The sequence below is a fragment of the Melghirimyces algeriensis genome, assembly GCF_900182565.1.
Lineage (GTDB): Bacteria > Bacillota > Bacilli > Thermoactinomycetales > DSM-45169 > Melghirimyces > Melghirimyces algeriensis.
Genome location: NZ_FXTI01000001.1, coordinates 454,273 through 470,861 on the forward strand (window position 1 = coordinate 454,273; position 16,589 = coordinate 470,861).

The 16,589-nt window shown below is 46.4% G+C and carries 19 protein-coding genes; all 19 read left to right on the top strand.

Going from position 1 to position 16,589, the window contains the following annotated elements:
- Window positions 1–4 precede the first annotated feature (4 nt).
- The 19 genes from spoIIIAG (at window position 5) to recN (ending at window position 16,552) form a co-directional block, all read left to right on the top strand.
- Window positions 5–640 (top strand): stage III sporulation protein AG, encoded by a 636-nt coding sequence (gene spoIIIAG, locus FN782_RS02095; RefSeq protein WP_142504103.1) that lies wholly within the window; start codon window positions 5–7, stop codon window positions 638–640.
- Between the two features lie 11 nt (window positions 641–651).
- Window positions 652–1,212, top strand: a complete 561-nt coding sequence (locus FN782_RS02100) for a SpoIIIAH-like family protein (RefSeq protein ID WP_142504104.1) — start codon at window positions 652–654, stop codon at window positions 1,210–1,212.
- A gap of 288 nt (window positions 1,213–1,500) precedes the next feature.
- Window positions 1,501–1,989, top strand: a complete 489-nt coding sequence (accB, locus tag FN782_RS02105; RefSeq protein ID WP_142504308.1) for an acetyl-CoA carboxylase biotin carboxyl carrier protein — start codon at window positions 1,501–1,503, stop codon at window positions 1,987–1,989.
- A 21-nt stretch (window positions 1,990–2,010) separates the two neighbouring features.
- Window positions 2,011–3,360, top strand: coding sequence for an acetyl-CoA carboxylase biotin carboxylase subunit (gene accC, locus FN782_RS02110; RefSeq protein WP_142504105.1), 1,350 nt, complete (start codon window positions 2,011–2,013; stop codon window positions 3,358–3,360).
- 1 nt (window position 3,361) lies between these two features.
- Window positions 3,362–3,778 (top strand): Asp23/Gls24 family envelope stress response protein, encoded by a 417-nt coding sequence (locus tag FN782_RS02115; RefSeq protein WP_142504106.1) that lies wholly within the window; start codon window positions 3,362–3,364, stop codon window positions 3,776–3,778.
- Between the two features lie 210 nt (window positions 3,779–3,988).
- Window positions 3,989–4,552: an alkaline shock response membrane anchor protein AmaP gene (gene amaP / locus FN782_RS02120; RefSeq protein WP_185955979.1), complete on the top strand. Its 564-nt coding sequence runs from the start codon at window positions 3,989–3,991 to the stop codon at window positions 4,550–4,552.
- 12 nt (window positions 4,553–4,564) lie between these two features.
- Window positions 4,565–4,765, top strand: a complete 201-nt coding sequence (locus FN782_RS02125) for a DUF2273 domain-containing protein (RefSeq protein ID WP_142504108.1) — start codon at window positions 4,565–4,567, stop codon at window positions 4,763–4,765.
- A gap of 52 nt (window positions 4,766–4,817) precedes the next feature.
- Window positions 4,818–5,258: a transcription antitermination factor NusB gene (gene nusB, locus FN782_RS02130; protein ID WP_142504109.1), complete on the top strand. Its 441-nt coding sequence runs from the start codon at window positions 4,818–4,820 to the stop codon at window positions 5,256–5,258.
- A gap of 152 nt (window positions 5,259–5,410) precedes the next feature.
- Window positions 5,411–6,271, top strand: a complete 861-nt coding sequence (folD, locus tag FN782_RS02135; RefSeq protein ID WP_142504110.1) for a bifunctional methylenetetrahydrofolate dehydrogenase/methenyltetrahydrofolate cyclohydrolase FolD — start codon at window positions 5,411–5,413, stop codon at window positions 6,269–6,271.
- A 42-nt stretch (window positions 6,272–6,313) separates the two neighbouring features.
- Window positions 6,314–7,660, top strand: a complete 1,347-nt coding sequence (gene xseA, locus FN782_RS02140; RefSeq protein WP_246064812.1) for an exodeoxyribonuclease VII large subunit — start codon at window positions 6,314–6,316, stop codon at window positions 7,658–7,660.
- The gene (gene xseB, locus FN782_RS02145) at window positions 7,647–7,910 is read left to right on the top strand and encodes an exodeoxyribonuclease VII small subunit (protein ID WP_142504112.1); all 264 of its coding nucleotides are present in this window, start codon (window positions 7,647–7,649) and stop codon (window positions 7,908–7,910) included. Before xseA ends, xseB begins: the two co-directional genes overlap by 14 nt.
- 1 nt (window position 7,911) lies before the next feature.
- Window positions 7,912–8,808 carry a polyprenyl synthetase family protein gene (locus tag FN782_RS02150; RefSeq protein WP_142504113.1) on the top strand — a complete coding sequence of 299 codons (897 nt, stop codon included), beginning with the start codon at window positions 7,912–7,914 and terminating at the stop codon, window positions 8,806–8,808.
- A 789-nt stretch (window positions 8,809–9,597) separates the two neighbouring features.
- Window positions 9,598–10,212 carry a hypothetical protein gene (locus FN782_RS02155; protein WP_142504114.1) on the top strand — a complete coding sequence of 205 codons (615 nt, stop codon included), beginning with the start codon at window positions 9,598–9,600 and terminating at the stop codon, window positions 10,210–10,212.
- Window positions 10,199–12,091 carry a 1-deoxy-D-xylulose-5-phosphate synthase gene (gene dxs / locus FN782_RS02160; protein ID WP_142504115.1) on the top strand — a complete coding sequence of 631 codons (1,893 nt, stop codon included), beginning with the start codon at window positions 10,199–10,201 and terminating at the stop codon, window positions 12,089–12,091. The genes FN782_RS02155 and dxs overlap by 14 nt, the downstream gene beginning before the upstream one ends.
- Window positions 12,092–12,103: 12 nt before the next feature.
- Entirely contained in the window at window positions 12,104–12,919 is an 816-nt protein-coding gene (locus FN782_RS02165; RefSeq protein ID WP_142504116.1) for a TlyA family RNA methyltransferase, read from the top strand.
- Between the two features lie 54 nt (window positions 12,920–12,973).
- The gene (locus tag FN782_RS02170) at window positions 12,974–13,489 is read left to right on the top strand and encodes a hypothetical protein (RefSeq protein ID WP_142504117.1); all 516 of its coding nucleotides are present in this window, start codon (window positions 12,974–12,976) and stop codon (window positions 13,487–13,489) included.
- Window positions 13,490–13,516: 27 nt separating this feature from the next.
- The gene (locus tag FN782_RS02175; protein ID WP_142504118.1) at window positions 13,517–14,401 is read left to right on the top strand and encodes an NAD(+)/NADH kinase; all 885 of its coding nucleotides are present in this window, start codon (window positions 13,517–13,519) and stop codon (window positions 14,399–14,401) included.
- Window positions 14,398–14,844, top strand: coding sequence for a transcriptional regulator AhrC/ArgR (gene ahrC, locus FN782_RS02180; RefSeq protein ID WP_142504119.1), 447 nt, complete (start codon window positions 14,398–14,400; stop codon window positions 14,842–14,844). The genes FN782_RS02175 and ahrC overlap by 4 nt, the downstream gene beginning before the upstream one ends.
- A 13-nt stretch (window positions 14,845–14,857) precedes the next feature.
- Entirely contained in the window at window positions 14,858–16,552 is a 1,695-nt protein-coding gene (recN, locus tag FN782_RS02185) for a DNA repair protein RecN (RefSeq protein WP_142504120.1), read from the top strand.
- The last annotated feature ends 37 nt before the right edge of the window (window positions 16,553–16,589 follow it).

Genomic DNA, 16,589 nt, shown 5'->3' on the forward strand with positions numbered 1-16,589 from the left:
ACCATTGTTAAAACGGATTCTTGACCGTTTGGAAAAGTCGCTGGGAGGAGAGACACAAGGAAACAAAAAAGTGAATACCTTTCGCTGGTTGATCGTGATCGGATGTTTTGGGGTTGCATTGATGATCCTCTCCTCCTTTTTTTCCGTAAGTCAAGAAATGGTGCCTCCTGAAGTGGGAAATTCACAGGAAAGAGAAGAGGAATCAACCCCTGCTTGGAAAAGCAAGAACAAGAAAATGACCATGAAGGAATATGAAGAGATGTATGAAGCACAGTTGTCCGATGTACTCGGAAATATGGTGGGGGTGGAAGATGTCTCCGTTATGGTAAACCTGGAATCTTCGGAAGAACAAGTTTTGGAAAAGGATATAAAAAAATCAGAAAAGATAACCGATGAAAAAGATCTGAAGGGAGGAACCCGTAAAATTCATGAGGATAATAAAGATGAAAAGGTGGTGTTATATCGAAACGGTGACAGTGAACAGCCGATTGTTATTAAAAAAGTAAAGCCTCAGGTCAGAGGGGTTTTGGTAGTGGCAGAGGGAGTGGAAAACTTGAAAGTGAAAGCAGCGATGGTGGAAGCGATTCAAAGATTGATGGATGTTCCGGTTCACAGAATATCTGTCATGCCGAGAGGTTAAGGAGGGTTAAAATGAACATGAACAAACAAACCGTCTGGTTGGTGACGATGTTGACCCTGATGGTGGTACTTTCCGCTTATTATATTGTGACGGGACCCGTGGAACCAGCAGATCAGATTACAATGGATGAACAGACATCCAAATCCGAAGATGTTCAAGTAAAAACAAAGGAAAAAGCAGATAAGGAAGAAAAGGACAAAAAGGCTTCTGTTGATTCCGACAGCGACTATTTTATTGGATATCAGCTTCAAAGAAGTTCACTGCGCTCCAAAATGACGGAAAAGTATATGGATGTTATGACCGATCCAAAAGCGTCAAAGGAAGAATTAAAGAAGGCACAGCAAAAAATTAATGAATTGATGAAAGTGGATAAAACAGAATCAGTGATGGAGGATTTGATCCGGGAGGAAGGATTTCGCGATGCGGTGGTAATCACAAATGAAGATGACTTTGTTGATGTCATTGTTCAAAGTGAAAAAATGAGCAAGAAACAGGTGGTAAAGTTGATCAGTATGGTGAAAAAGCAATTGGATGTCCCCGTTGATAAGATTTCTATCGCTTATAAAAACTGATACGCTTTTCATCATCCCCTCTGTAGGAGGGCTTTTCTTTTGCGAAAATGTGCAGATTGATTATCGGGATTGTACAACGTACAATGGACATAGATTTTACGGAAATATCACAGCTCTTGTTCCAAAAACAAGATTGGTTGAGTTGTTCATTCGTTTTGTATACAATCAAACGGTATGACACAAATGATGGACAAGATCAGTATCAGAAATTTTGCTTTGTTTTTGGTCCATGATGATGAAGGTGTCAATTTTTCTGAAAGGTTTTGAGAGGAGTGAATGAAAATGCCAATGAAGATGCATGAAATAAGGGAATTGATTCGACTTGTGGATGAGTCCGATATTGAGCAATTTGAGCTGGATAATGATGGAACGAAAGTGATGCTTAAAAAAGCATCCAACGGTATCAAGTATGTAACTACGGAGTCCTCTGCCGAGGTTCAACCGGAAGTAAAACAACTGGAACCCACTCCAACAGCTGTGGTGAAAGAAACAACGCCCTCACCCGCTGAACCGGATACAGAGGTGGATGAGACGGATCTCCACAAAATTGTATCTCCGATGGTGGGCACATTTTACAAGGCACCGGCTCCGGATGCCGACCCATATGTGAATGAAGGGGATCAAGTGGAGGAAAAAACAGTGGTCTGCATTGTGGAAGCGATGAAACTGATGAATGAAATTGAGGCTGAAGTGCGGGGAAAAATCGTCAAAGTTCTTGTTGAAAATGGACAGCTCGTCGAGTACGGTCAGCCGCTGTTTTTGGTAAAAACGGACTAAACAGCGGAAGGAGAGAGTAAAATGTTTAAAAAAATCCTGATCGCCAATCGCGGAGAGATTGCTATTCGGGTGATACGTGCCTGTCGCGAGTTGGGGATTCAATCTGTAGCCGTTTATTCTGAAGCTGACCGTGATTCCCTGCATGTCAAGTTGGCAGATGAAGCTTATTGTATTGGTCCGGCTTCATCAAAGGACAGTTATTTGAGTATGGCCAGTTTGATGAGTGTCGCAACGCTTGTAGAAGCTGACGCCATTCATCCTGGATATGGATTTCTGGCGGAGAATGCTGATTTTGCCGAGCTTTGTGCTGCCTGCAACATCACTTTCATCGGCCCTGAACCGCAAGCGATCCAGAAAATGGGTGATAAAACAACGGCCCGTGAAACGATGAAAGCGGCTTCTGTGCCTGTCGTTCCTGGTACGGAGGGGGTCATTGAGGATGAGAATGCAGCTTTGAAAACAGCCCAAGAAATCGGATATCCTGTCATTGTTAAAGCAACCGCCGGAGGCGGAGGCAAAGGGATGCGTGTGGTACATACGGAGGAGGAATTAAAACGGGCAATCCGTATGGCTCAGCAGGAAGCTGAAATTAATTTCGGCAATCCCGGAGTCTATTTGGAGAAATTTTTGGTTCAACCCCGTCATATCGAAATTCAGGTGTTGGCTGATGCTCATGGAAATACCATCCATTTGGGAGAACGGGATTGCTCCATTCAACGGCGATACCAAAAGCTGGTGGAAGAAGCGCCGTCTCCCGCTTTGAATCCAACATTGCGAGATAAAATGGGGAAAGCAGCCGTGGCTGCTGCAGAAGCAGTCAATTACACGGGTGCGGGGACAGTGGAATTTTTGCTCGATCATGAAGGTAATTTTTATTTCATGGAAATGAATACCCGGATTCAGGTGGAGCACCCCGTAACAGAATATATTACTGGTGTAGATTTGATTAAGGAACAGATCCGGGTGGCCGCAGGTGAACCCCTTTCCCTGCGTCAGGAGGATGTCGTGATCGATGGCTGGGCCATTGAATGTCGAATCAATGCAGAGGACCCGGATCGGAACTTTATGCCGACACCCGGAACTGTTACATTTTACTTGCCTCCGGGAGGAGTGGGAGTGCGCGTTGACAGCGGAGCTTATCCGGGTTACTTCATTCCGCCGTTTTACGATTCCATGATTGCCAAGTTGATTGTATGGGGAAAAGACCGTGATGAGGCGATTCAACGGATGAAGCGTGCTCTTGCTGAATTTGCTGTTGATGGGGTGAGCACAACGATTCCCTTTCATATGAAACTGTTCAACAATCAACGTTTTGTTGAAGGGGATTTTCACATACAATTTCTGGAAACCACCGATTTGGAGGAGGGTTAACATGGAAATGGAACAAAACCATTACAGTGAAACAGGAAGTACCCATTTGGGGCGGGTGGAGATTGCTCCTGAGGTGATTCAGATCATCAGTGGGCTTGCTTCCATCCAGGTAGAGGGTGTTGCGGGGATGAGTGGGGGTGTTGTATCCGATATTACTCAGTTCCTGGGTCGAAAAACACCAAAACAAGGAATTAAAGTGGAATTGGATGATGAGGTGAGAATCCAGGTTTCCCTCATTGTCACGTATGGATACCATATTCCAGATGTAGCCCGTAATGTTCAAGAAAGAGTGAAGAGTGCTGTTGAATCCATGACCGGTCTGGATGTGTCCGGTATCACTGTTCAAGTCGTTGATGTACGTTTTGCAGGGGACGAACAAGAATCGAGTGAGGAATCGGAATCACAGCGAGTAAAATAATGTCGGTTGCACGCAATTGAAGAATGTTGCTGTTGAGACCGTCTGCTGGGTGCAAGTGTGACTGATCAGGTCGCGAGCATCCAGCAAATACTTATTTTTGCACAAAAGAGGAGTAGACAGCTATCCTCATCAAATTGGAAGAGAAGCCGGTGGTGACCGAAAGAAATGGTGCTATGGGGTCGTCACACAATTGAGAGGAGGAACAGAGGATTGGGTGTACTAAATCGGCTCCTCTTGATTGTTAACAGTTTACTACTCCTGGTTTCATCTGTTTTTGGTATTAGTGTTGCTCTGGATGTTGGATGGGGTCGATATATACGGGTGTCGGAATGGTTGAACCGACTTTATAAAAGTCCGGATGCACGGTGGTTTGTGTTGGTATTAAGTGTGGCTCTTCTGATTTTCAGTATTTGGATGTTTTGTTTCTCCATACAAAGACACAAGAGATATTCGGGTGTGGATCGATTGACTGAAATCGGTCATATCCGGATTTCCAGCAAGGCATTGGAAGGGATGGCGTTGTTTGCGGCTCAGAGGGTCAAGGGTATACGTAATCTTTCAGCCAATGTTCGACATGATGAGAACCAGTCGTCTATTGGTATTGGTTTAAAATTGTCGGTTGAGGGAGACACTCCTATACAAACCCTGTCTGAACAACTGCAGCACTCAGTTAAATCGTATGTGGAAGAAGTTGCGGGTGTGGATGTTCGTCAGATCTCTGTTTATATTGTGGATACCGTTCAGCCGGACTCGAAGCGGATTCGTGTAAAGTAGGGTGGTGCAAACTTGAGTCGTTTCAGTTCAGCTTACATTGGACGCATTGTAGGCATCGCCGCCGGTGTTTTGTTTGGATTTATCTATTTAATTGCCGGATTATGGAAAACGCTCATCTTTGCTGTTTTTGTCTCTATCGGTTTTATGGTGGGATATCAGGTAGATCATCAAGATCATTTCAAACGTGTATTGGGAAGGATTTTCAAGAAATAAACTTGGATCCCGGCTGACGGCTGGGCATTTTTTTTGAAAGGAGATGGTTCTGATGTCCAGACGATTGGTTAGAGAAAAAGCATTGCAAGTATTGTATCAGTGTGAAATCAACCCTCTTGGCAAAGAGGCATCTGTAGAACGGACGATTCGGTCGCTGGAAAAGGATGTGCAAGAGGAAAGTCTCTCTTTTTTTATCCGGATCACAGATGGCGTTTTTAAAGAGCGCGATTTGATTGATTCCAAGATTCAACAGTATTTGAAAGAGAAGTGGACGATAGCACGGCTTTCTTATGTGGATCGGTCCATTTTAAGGATGGCGGTCTATGAACTTCTGTATGAAAAAGAGATTCCAAAGGGTGTAACATTGAATGAGGCGGTTGAGTTGGCGAAGACATACAGTGCAGAAGAGTCAGCCCGATTTATTAATGGCGTTTTGGGGAATATTGCAAGGAACTTGGGGGAGGTTGAAGGAAATAAAAGCCCAGTGGAGTGAAAATCGGGTCATTTGATCATTTCGGTTTTTATATCCTTTAGAAGCGAACAATATACAAAGAAGGAAAGATAAAGTTCGTTTTTCTTTACATTAATGTCCTCAAACGGTAAACTGGTGGCGAAACCATTTACGGAACAATAGAGAGGAGCATGATGGTGAAACGGGGCCAACTCATCGATGGCAAGGCAATTGCTGAACAAGTGAAATCCGAACTGAAAAAAGAGGTTGCAGAACTGGCGGAGAAATTTGGAAAACGTCCAGGTTTGACGGTCATATTAGTGGGAAATGATCCTGCGTCTGAGACGTATGTTCGCGGAAAGGTTCGGGATTGTGAGCAAGTTGGAATTGCTTCTGAATTGATTCGCTTGCCAGATACGGTTCAGGAGGAAGAGCTTCTTTCGGAAATTCAACGTTTAAATGATGATCCGAAAACGCACGGGATTTTGGTTCAATTACCGTTACCTGAAGGTATTTCTCCTGATCGAGTGATTTCACAAATCAGACCGGACAAGGATGTGGATGGCTTTCATCCACTGAATGCAGGCCGCTTAGCTACAGGCTTAGATTCGCTTTTACCCTGTACACCACATGGTATTATACAGATGTTAAAACGGTTGGAGATTCCACTTGCGGGAAAGCATGCTGTGGTGGTAGGGCGCAGCAATATTGTCGGCAAGCCGGCTTCTTTTCTATTGCAAAGAGAGAATGCTACGGTTACGATGTGTCATTCACGGACGAAAGATCTGGCCTTTCACACCCGACAGGCGGATATTCTCATTGCAGCAGTGGGCCGGTTGCATATGATTACGCAGGATCACGTGAAAGATGGGGCCGTGGTCATCGATGTTGGAATGAACCGTACACCGACTGGGAAATTGGCCGGGGATGTAGACTTTGATACTGTCAAACAAGTGGCATCCTACATCACACCAGTGCCAGGTGGTGTAGGTCCGATGACGCGGGCGATGCTTCTGTATAATACGGTTCAGGCGGCACGGGCTTTTTTTTCCTGATCCAATGAGGGGGGATCGGTTCTGGAAAATCGGGAGAACGATGTGTTGACCGTTACCTCATTAGTCCGTCAATTAAGTCAAGTGATTGAAAAGGAGCCGGAGTTGGCACGGGTTTGGGTCCAGGGAGAAATATCCAATTTTAAGCATCACGCGCGTGGTCATATGTATTTTACTTTGAAAGATCAGCAAACGCGACTCCGTGTGGTGATGTTTGCGGGACACAACCGAAGGCTGCGTTTTGCTCCGAAAGATGGAGATGATGTATTAATCCGTGGTCGGGTAGCCATGTATGAACGGGACGGTCAAGTCCAACTGTATGCAACCCATATGACTCCCAATGGAATCGGGGAGCGTTATATAGCTTTTCAGCAATTGAAAGAGAAATTGGAAAAAGAGGGCTTGTTTTCGCATGAACACAAAAAGGCTCTTCCTTTTCTTCCACGTCGGATCGGAGTGATTACTTCCCCTCACGGGGCGGCGGTTCGAGATATTATTACAACCATTCGCCGCCGAATTCGTACGGTTGATGTGTTGGTATATCCTGTGGCGGTTCAGGGAGACCAAGCTCCCAGAGAAATTGAAGAGGCTCTCCACTGGATGAATCGTGAAGAGGATGTGGATGTGATTATCCTCGGTCGGGGTGGTGGATCTCTCGAAGAATTGTGGGCTTTCAACGAAGAGTCTGTAGCTTGGGGAATCTATCGCTCTCAGATTCCTGTGGTTTCTGCCGTGGGTCATGAAACAGATACGACGATTTCAGATTTTGTTGCAGATGTACGAGCAGCGACGCCTACGGCAGCAGCAGAGATTGTAGCCCCTTCACTGGACGAACTGCGATCGCGCTTGGCAGGGATTCGGGATCGTTTGTCTAAGATTATGCAACAGCATTTAAAATGGGGTAAACTGCGTTTACTGCAATCGATGGAACGCCCTGTTTTTAAAAGACCCGGTTTTCAACTGGCACAATTTGAGCAGCGACTGGATTTCTTAACACAGGATGCAATTCGGTCCACACGGGAACGTTTGGCTCTGTATCGGTCTCTCTTGGAGAAACGAACGTATCAATTGCAGGGACAACGCCCTTCAACACGAATTGCTCATTTTCAGATGCGGTTAACACAACTGAACCGTGAATGCAGACTGGGAATGGATCAATACATCCGGGATCAACGCTTGGAATGGATTAGACGGGTAGAGCATCTGGATGCTCTCAGTCCCCTTCAAGTGATGAGAAGGGGATATTCCTTGGTCAACCGATATCGTGATGCAAAATTGGTCAAGTCTGTTAAGGATGTACAAGAGGGGGATTTGATCTCTGTACAGCTGTCTGATGGGTTGCTGAAATGTCAGGTTTGGGGATTGGAGGGGAATTCCGATGGAAGCGGATAAAAAAGCAAAGGGTATATCGGAAGAGCTCTCTTTTGAAGAGGCGATGGAACGGCTGGAAGAAGTGGTCAATAATTTGGAAAGCGGCAATGTACCACTGGAAGAGTCAATCCGTCTTTTTGAGGAAGGTATGAAACTGTCACGATATTGTGGAACGAAGTTGGAAAAGCTGGAACAGCAGGTGGAATTGCTGGTTCGTGAAAATGAGGGTTGGATCAAGAAACCTTTCCAACCTGAGGAGGATGGGGACTAAAGTGCTGAAAGTTGAAAGTTATATCGAGGAGAAGGCGAAAGTCGTTCACTCAGAATTGAAACGGTATATGGAGAACCTTCAAGGGGTTCCCCAGCCACTCAAGGAATCGATGACCTATTCATTGTTGGCTGGAGGAAAACGGCTTCGCCCCATTCTTGTTTTGGCTTCTGCTGAAGCGGTAGGGGGGAAGGAGGAGAACGCCCTTCCTTTTGCATGTGCGGTAGAAATGATACATACCTATTCATTGATCCATGATGACCTTCCGGCCATGGATGACGATGACTTCCGAAGAGGAAACCCAACCAATCACAAGGTTTATGGAGAAGCGATGGCGATTCTTGCAGGAGATGCTCTGTTGACAAAAGCTTTTGGTATCATGACCGAAGGGTTGAAAGAGGTGAATTTGCCCTATGAAATCGGTTTGGATTTGCTTCGGGAGTGCTCCATTCGCGTCGGTGCTGAGGGGATGGTTGGCGGTCAGGTAAAGGATATTCTTGCAGAGGGACAAGGGGTTTCCCTGGAGACATTGCAGGATATTCATCGCTCAAAAACAGGTGATTTAATCACCTTTTCCATCCGTCTTGGCGCCGTAGTTGGTGGTGCAAAAGAGAGCGAGCTTCATTCGCTGACGGGGTATGCTGAACGGTTGGGTCTCGCATTTCAGATACAGGATGATATCCTGGATGTTATCGGAGATCAAAATAAGATTGGAAAACCTGTTGGCAGTGATGAAGGGAAAAATAAATCCACTTATCCTGCTTTATTGGGGTTGGAGGCTTCAAAAGAGTGGGTTCAGACATTGGTGAAAGAAGCCAAGGATTTGGTTGTTTCCCTGGATGAAGTCCAATCTGACCGGCTTTTGATGATTGCTGACTATCTAACGGTTCGAGACAAGTAAGCTTCGCCTTTAATTGCCGGCTTTCAGGGGATTGTGATATAATACCTTCAATGTAGGAGTGGTGCAGTATTCTAGTCGATCCACCCTCTCTGAAGGCGGGGCTAAAAATCCGCTAAAGGGCACATCGATGAAGTTCTTGGTGTTGGCTTCCGACGCCCAGTCGGGGGTTGATGCTGAGAGTTAAGGGGGACGGGCGATCCACAAAGGCATGTGGGCGTTGACCCGACCTCCGCGGAGGCCCAAGTGCGTGGCTGAGCGTCACCGTGCGCAGGCGACGGCTTGGGGTATGAACCTGCATACGGGTTGGGGGACCTGGTGCAGCGTAGCCTGCCTTGAGTGGTGTTGCGGGGATACGGAAGTTGTTTTATGCTTCTGTTGAAAGCAATACTGCAAAAGAGGCTAGGAGAGGTGCAAGGATTGTCGGGGAAAACCCCTAGACTGTTTGCTTTTCAGGAGCAAGGCGGGCCGGGGATTGGAGTGCGGACTAAGTGGTAATCCAGTCCGGCAGATGGCGACGTCGTCGAAAAAGGTTATAAAGGGAAACCGCCACATTGGCAACGGTGTGGATACCTTTTTGGGAAAACCTACTGGACCTAAGCCGCAATATTTACCTGGTTCGTTTCCACTCCCAGTCGGACTGATAAGCTGGATTGTTTCTTTAGCAAGGTCAGTTTTGGCCGTTGGCAGACCGGCGGTGAAGCCCGCCTGTCAAAGCCGGAACGGAATGCCGGCCGCTACGGCGGCGGCATTCCGTTCTTTTTGGTCATTTGGAGGAGAATTGGACGGAAGATGCGTAAGATCTTTCAACATTCCATACGTTGGGTGACCATCATCAGTGTGATCACCGCCTTTCTTTCCATGTTGTTCAATGGTGCTTCTACAACTTTTATGCGAGGCTTATCCTGGCAGGGAGGCCTGTTGGTTGTTTTATTGATTGTTCTGTTCGGAGTGTTTTTTGATATGTTGGGGATCGCGGCAACCGCCGCCCGCGAGACACCGTTTCATTCAATGGCTGCCAAAAAAGTCTCCGGTGCCAAACATGCGATTGGCATTATTCGCCGCGCAGATCAGTTTGCCAGCTTTTGCAATGATGTAGTCGGCGATATCAGCGGCATTGTCAGTGGGGCGGCGACCGTTGCAGTGGTGGGGTCTCTGGTGCTTGCCATGGATCTGGCTGAAAGCCACTGGTTTTTGGAGACTCTGTTTGTCGGACTGATCTCTGCCCTGACTGTGGGTGGTAAAGCGTTTGGAAAAGCGATTTCGATTCGGTATGCAAATGACATCATCCTCAGGTTGGGGAAAATTTTCTATATACTGGAGAAGAGGTTTCATATTCGTATGTTTACAGTAAAAACTAGAAAAAAAAGTAAGCGAAAGCGAGGCGTTTTCCGTGCACCTCGATAAGATTAATTCGCCCGAACAATTGAAAAAGATGCCTGTTAAAGAACTTCCCAGTTTGGCGGAAGAAATTCGCCAATTTCTGATTGAGAGCTTATCAACCACAGGAGGGCATTTGGGATCCAATCTGGGTGTTGTGGAATTAACCATTGCCTTGCATTATTTGTTTGATAGCCCGAAAGATCGATTGATATGGGATGTGGGGCACCAGGCGTATGTTCACAAGATCCTTACAGGGAGAAAAAGCCAGTTTGGTTCCCTTCGTCAGTATGAAGGGCTATGTGGTTTTCCAAAGATGAGAGAAAGCGAACACGATGTCTGGGAAACCGGACATAGCAGTACATCCTTATCGGCGGCGATGGGTATGGCTGCGGCCCGTGATATAAAGGGAGACCAACATCGTGTCATTCCAATCATCGGGGATGGTGCACTGACGGGCGGGATGGCTTTAGAAGCGCTAAACCATATCGGGAATGAACGAAGGAAAATTATGGTGATTTTGAACGACAACGAGATGTCCATCTCTCCCAATGTAGGTGCCATTCACAACTATTTGGGAAAGCTTCGAACGCATAAGCACTATCATAAAATCAAAGAAGAAGTGGAGTTCTTTCTCAAAAAGATTCCTTCTGTGGGGGGAGCTTTTGCCACAGCTGCAGAGCGGATTAAGGACAGTCTCAAGTTTTTGGTGGTTTCAGGTGTACTGTTTGAAAAATTGGGACTTACTTATCTGGGCCCGGTCAATGGACATAATCTGGATGAGCTGATGGAATGTCTCCGGCAAGCGGATCAAGCGGAAGGACCCGTGCTTGTTCACGTGGTTACGGTGAAAGGAAAAGGTTATCTTCCTGCGGAAAACTATGCGGAAAAATTTCATGGTGTGGCGAAAGGATACAAGCTGGAATCGAGCAAAGAGGAAACAAAGTCTTCTACACCGGTTAAGTATCCCAAAATATTTGGTGATACGCTGATCCGTCTGGCAGAAGAGGACCCTCGTGTGGTGGGTATTACCCCTGCGATGTTGGGTGGGTCGGGAATGAATGAGTTTGCAAGCCGTTTTCCGGATCGTTGTTTTGATGTTGGAATCGCTGAACAACATGCTGCCACTTTTGCTGCGGGTCTCGCGACACAGGGAGTCAAACCGGTGTTGGCTATTTACTCCACATTTCTGCAGCGGGGCTATGATCAATTAATCCACGATATTGCCCGTCAAAACCTAAATGTCCTCTTGGCAGTAGACCGTTCCGGTTTTGTAGGTGCTGATGGAGAAACGCACCAAGGGGTTTATGATATTGCCTATATGCGTTGCATTCCCAATATGGTGATTATGATGCCAAAAGATGAAAATGAGTTTCAACATATGCTTTACACAGCCTATCGGTATGATCAGGGACCGATTGCTGTTCGCTTTCCCAGAGGAAGTGGTCTCGGTGTGGATCTGGACAAAGAGCTTCAGGAGTTGCCCATTGGAAAATCAGAAATGATACGTGACGGAAATGATCTTGCGTTCCTTGCCTTTGGAACCATGGTTCCTTTGGCCATGAAAGCTGCGGATCAGTTGGCTCGCGATGGTATCCATGCCAAAGTGGTAAATGCGCGTTTTGTGAAACCGTTGGACTCTGAACTGTTGAATCGACTGCATCAGGAGGGAACTCCGATCGTAACCATCGAAGAGGGATCTGCGATTGGAGGGTTTGGCAGTGCCGTATTGGAATACTATGCCGAACAGAACATTTATGATATGCAGGTGAAAGTTTTGGGTGTTCCAGACTATTTTGTGGAACACGGAAGCGTGGAGGAGCAACGTAAGGAAGTGGGTCTCACCGTGGAGAATCTGGTTCAAACGGGACGAAAAATGGCTTCCTGCCAACGTCAAAGGGTATGAGGAGGGATCTGATTGAAAGAGCGATTGGATGTCCTCCTTGTGGACAGGAAGCTCTATCCCAGCCGACAGCAGGCACAGCGAGCCATTATGGCGGGTTTGGTACGAATCAATGGCGAACGTAAAGACAAGCCTGGGACCAAAGTGCCCAAAGATGCTCAGGTGGAAGTGGCCGGTCGGGAGCACCCCTATGTCAGTCGGGGTGGTCTGAAACTGGAAAAGGCTTTGCAACAATTCGGCATTCATCTGGAGGGTCGGGTGGTATTGGATATTGGAGCTTCCACAGGTGGATTTACGGATTGCGCCCTTCAAAATGGTGCGGCAAAGGTATACGCTGTGGATGTCGGATATGGTCAACTTGCGTGGAAATTGCGTCAAGACCATCGGGTAACGGTGATGGAGCGAACCAACTTTCGTTATATGCGACCAGAGGATCTTTCGGGTGAGAGACCTGATTTTTCCACTGTTGATGTTTCATTTATATCTCTGTCCTTGATTCTCCCTCCTTTAAAATTGATCTTAAAGGATTCGGGAGAGGTGATCACCTTGATTAAACCTCAGTTTGAAGCAGGCAGAGAACAAGTGGGGAGAAAAGGGATTGTTCGAGATCCACAGATCCACCGGGATGTACTGACTAACTTTTATCATATGGCCCAAAGGGAGGGTTATTCCCTGAAGGGATTGATCCCTTCTCCCATCACAGGAAGCCATGGGAATATCGAGTTTCTCGGCTGGCTGGAATGGAAGGCCGAATCGTCCTGTTCAGCGGAGCCGACGTCTTTGATTCATGAAGCTGTGGAACTGGCTCATGAAAAAGGAAAAACAACATAGGAACAGGATTTATCTATGCAGGATCCGAATTAGTAGAAAAAGGGAGGGATACCGTTGTTGCGCGACGGGGATGTAGTCGTCCTTTTTCTGCTGTTGATCCTGCTTCTGATTCTATTGGGGCGTACATGGAAAAAAACAGATCCGGATTCAGTGATACTTCATTCTACATTGCCTATTCAGGGTAAGGTGCCAAATTTATTGGAAGAGAAAGGCTATGAGGTGATTGCTGAAAAACAGCGGCTTCCCCTATGGGTGCAAATCGATGAGAAACAGTTTGAAAGCCGACTTTACGCTGATTATATTGCCAGAAGAGGGGAAGAGGTCTATGTGGTCATCCTGGTAAAACCGAAGAAGACGTTGCGACTGTCCGGTGCAGTTGTTCGGGATCGTTTTCTGGGGCATATGCTTGCGTTTCGGGTGAATGGGATATTATATGTGGACCCTGTACAAGAAACAATTCAAACCATAACGTTTGATATAACTGGCGTCCGGGTTCCAAGACGGCGAGGGATGGTCTCCCATCTCATCATGTTAGCCGTGGGAGCACTGATTGCAATATTAGTACAATAACTCCAGCTGGGATCGAGGTGGAGTCGATTGAAAAGATTCGGGATACTGGTTAATAAAGGGAAGCCCAAAGCGAGAGTTGTCATGAAGGAATTGGTTCATCTTCTGGAAAAACGTCGCATGGTCGTCAAGCTGGAACCTGAAGTGGCAGCGGAAATACAGAGAAATGATCTGGCACTTTCCATCGAACGTTTTCCTGAAGTGGTGGACATTGTGTTCGTGCTGGGTGGGGACGGAACACTGCTAGGTGTTGCGCGCCGTTTTTCTGCATTTGATATCCCGATTCTGGGTTTTAATCTGGGACATCTCGGATTCCTGTCCGAAGCTGAACCGGATAGTCTGGCCATTGCAGTTGACCGTATTTTGTCTGGTGATTTTTACATTGAGAAGCGGTTAATGTTAGATGCGGAAGTGGTTCGAAACGGAAAAGTTCTGGAGAAAAGTGTGGCTTTAAATGATGTTGGAATTGCCAAGGGTTCATTCAGCCGAATGATTACGGGAACCGTATTTATGGATGGGATGTTTCTGGGCACTTATTCCGGTGATGGCTTGATTGTTTCCACGCCTACTGGATCAACCGCGTATTCCCTTTCCTGTGGAGGTCCAATTGTTTGGCCTGGTGTTCAAAGCATTCTGTTGACCCCGATTTGTCCGCATACATTGACTGCCCGGCCCATGGTCCTCCCTTCAGATTGTACATTGGAGATTCGTGTCAGCGCCACTCACCGAGATATCGGGTTAACCATTGATGGACAACTGGGTTATCGACTCAGGGTGGATGATATTATCCGGGTGGCTGCGTCTAAGAACATTACATCCTTGATCAAGTGGAAAGAAAGGGATTTCTTCGAAGTGATACGAAAAAAGCTGCAAGGAGAGCCGGATGAAGGAAGTGGGTTGGAGGGCAAAAAATGAAAGGACAGCGACATATCAAAATCAGGGAAATTATTACAAACCAGGATATTGAAACCCAGGAAGATCTGGTGGATCAATTGAGAGAAGCGGGGTATAACGTGACGCAAGCCACGGTGTCCCGCGATATTAAGGAACTTCACTTGGTAAAAGTTCCAACCAACAACGGCTCTTATAAATATTCGCTTCCGGCAGATAAACGATTTAATCCCAACCAGAAATTGAAACGGATGTTAACAGAAGCGTTTGTCGGGATTGAACAGAGCGAAAATCTGATTGTAATGAAAACATTGCCCGGTAATGCTCATGCGATCGCGTCATTGGTTGACAATTTGGATTGGCGCGATGTGATCGGAACGATTGCAGGAGATGATACGATTCTCTTGATCTGCCGGAACCGGGAAATCGCACCTCAAGTGAAAAGCCGTTTTATCGACATGTTGTAGGAGTGGATGACCGATGCTACGGGAAATTTCCATCCGTGACTTTGCGATCATCGAACAGATTCATCTCACCTTTGACAGGGGTTTTCACGTCCTGACAGGGGAAACAGGGGCGGGGAAATCCATTCTCTTTGATGCGCTCAGTTTGGTTGTTGGTGGGCGGGCCTCCGCTGACTTTGTACGGCATAACGCCCGAAAAGCAACGGTAGAAGCGTTATTTGAAGTTCCGGTTCATCATGCAGCCAACAAGGTCTTAAGAGATATTGGGTTGAATATGGAGGATCATTCCCTTTTAATACGTCGGGAAATCTCTTCAAGTGGTAAAAGCACATGCCGAATCAATGGGCAGATAGTTACTCTTGGGATGTTAAAGCAGGTCGGAAAGCATTTGTTGGACATGCATGGGCAGCATGAACATCAAAAGTTGTTGCAGACAGAAGAGCATATTGCTTGGCTGGATGCTTTTGGAGGAGAGAGCCTTCATCAGCTATTGGAGGACTACCAAGCTCTGTATCGAAAATACAGGGAAGTCACTCGTGAATTAGAGGAAATACAAACGAACGAAAAGGAAATTGCGCAACGAATTGATTGGTTGACTTTTCAACGAGATGAAATCAAAGAAGCCTGTTTGATTCCGGGAGAAGATAAAGAACTGGAACAAGAGCAAAGCCGTCTTGCTCATGCGGAACATCTCATGCAAAATGCCACCTATGCTTATGAGGGATTATATGGGGAACAACAAGGAGTAGAAATTTTAAATCGTGTGATTCAGCATTTGGAGGATATTGTAAATGTTGATCCATCCATGAAAAACGTTCTGGAAATGGTTCAATCCGCCTATTATCAGATTGAGGAGGCTTCCAGAGAGATTGGAAGATATCGGGATACCCTGGATTTTGATCCCGGTCGTTTGGCTCAGGTGGAAGAACGTCTTCATCTGATTGAACAGTTGAAGCGAAAGTATGGAGAATCCGTTTCGGAGATTTTTCAATACGCAGAACAGGCCGAAGAAGAATTAAATCAGTTGGAACAACAGGATGAAAAAAAGGCTGAACTGGAAGAAAAACGCACGGTGTTGCATGAACGGATGCGGAAACAAGCGCTTCTTTTAAGCCAAACCCGCAAAGAGGCAGCTGTTAAACTGGAACAGTTGGTGGAAAAGGAACTTGCAGATCTGAATATGCAGGGAACCCGGTTTTCAGTGGCTTTTCATCAGGTGGAGAATCCGGAGTTTACTTTGACAGGGGTGGATCAGGTTGAATTTATGATCTCTCCCAATGTGGGTGAACCATTGCGCCCCTTGGTCAAAATCGCATCTGGCGGTGAACTTTCCCGGATCATGTTGGCGATCCAAAGTATCTTTTCCGGTCTGAATGGAGCCAGCGACACATTGATTTTTGATGAAGTGGATACCGGAGTAAGTGGACGGGCGGCACAGGCCATTGCGGAAAAGATTACGCGACTGGCACGCCATTGTCAGGTGTTGTGTGTAACCCACCTCCCTCAGGTGGCTTGCATGGCCGATGAACATTTCCATATATTTAAGGAAGCCATCGATGGAAAGACAAGAACGCGAGTAAAGTTGCTGACAGAAGAAGGACGTATACTGGAGTTGGCCCGTATGTTGGGAGGAGTGGAAGTAACAGACACCACCCGGAATCATGCATTGGAAATGATTCGCTTGGCGAAGGAAACCAAACAGGTCATGTGATGGTTAAAAAATCCTCTGCACACAGTCAGAGGATTTT